Genomic DNA, 1,183 nt, shown 5'->3' on the forward strand with positions numbered 1-1,183 from the left:
CCTGCACACGGTCATGCACAGCGCCGCGGAGGAGATCCGCGCCGGCCGTCTCACCTCCGACCACATCACCGCCACGGTGCTCGCCGCCTTCACACCCCCGGGCCGACCGGTACCCCTGACCGGCGGTGGAGCGTGACGCCGACGGCCCGGACCGCATCACGTCTGGGGCTGATCTGGAGGGTTCGTCGTGACTGCATACACGGGAGCTGACAGGTGGACCCGTATGTTGGTGACGTATTCTTCTATGTACATCACCAACATTACACGGAGGCGTGGCATGTCCGTGACCCAGATCGACATCGACGACGACGCCCTGGAACGCGCCATGGCGCTGGCTCACGTCCGGACCAAGAAGGAAGCGGTCAATCTTGCCCTGAACTTCTACGCAGAGCAGCAGGAGCGTGCGGCGCGCATCAGCCGTCACTTCGAGCGGGCGCGCGAGTGGGGTGCCGTCGAGGACGCCGAGCGTCTGCACAGGGCGGAGAAGCACAGCCGGTGATCTACCTGCTCGACACATCTGGCCTCGTCCGGCTGCTCCGCGAACCGAAACTGCAATCGGCCTGGTACGACGCGATCGACGCCGGGGCCGTCGCGTCCTGCTACGTGCAGCGCGCCGAGTTCCTGTACAGCGCCCGAGACCGTCGCGAATACGACGAGATCGCGGAGATGTTCTCCGACCTCTATCCCGACGCGGCGGTACCGAAGAACGCCGGACGGTGGATCAGCGCGGTGCAACACCGGATGGCCCAGGCCGGGGAGCATCGCAGCGCCTCGGCAGTAGACCTTGACGTCGCCGCGACTGCCGCCCACCACAGCCTGACTGTCCTCCATGACGACGCGGACTACGGCACCATCGCCCGGCACGCATCCGACCTCACCGAGCACAACATCCACGACGTCGTCTGACGCGCCTTGGTCGCCCGACAGGTGGTGGATGGCGGGTTCCGCGAACACGGGGCCTCTGGTCGTCGGCGAGCCGGCCGTCAGCAGCGACTCGCGAGCGGCCTGCTGGGTCGCCGTAGAGCCTCGGATCCATCGGCCTGCTCGGCCTCGACATCTCCGGCTGCGGCCACGAATACGCCGTCGACCCGCACAAGGTACCGGTCCTGCTGGACCGGGGCCGATCCACGAAGAACTGGGGCCCGCTGAGCCTCTACCCGCCCGGCACGTTCAGCGGCGCACG

At 67.5% G+C, this 1,183-nt stretch carries 2 protein-coding genes; both read left to right on the forward strand.

What is annotated here, in order from left to right:
* Positions 1–277: 277 nt before the first annotated feature.
* Entirely contained in the window at positions 278–499 is a 222-nt protein-coding gene (locus tag RB628_RS40675; protein ID WP_318325675.1) for a type II toxin-antitoxin system VapB family antitoxin, read from the forward strand.
* Positions 496–906, forward strand: a complete 411-nt coding sequence (locus RB628_RS40680; RefSeq protein ID WP_318325676.1) for a PIN domain-containing protein — start codon at positions 496–498, stop codon at positions 904–906. Before RB628_RS40675 ends, RB628_RS40680 begins: the two co-directional genes overlap by 4 nt.
* Positions 907–1,183 lie beyond the last annotated feature (277 nt).

This window comes from Streptomyces sp. ADMS (assembly GCF_033441795.1).
Lineage (GTDB): Bacteria > Actinomycetota > Actinomycetes > Streptomycetales > Streptomycetaceae > Streptomyces.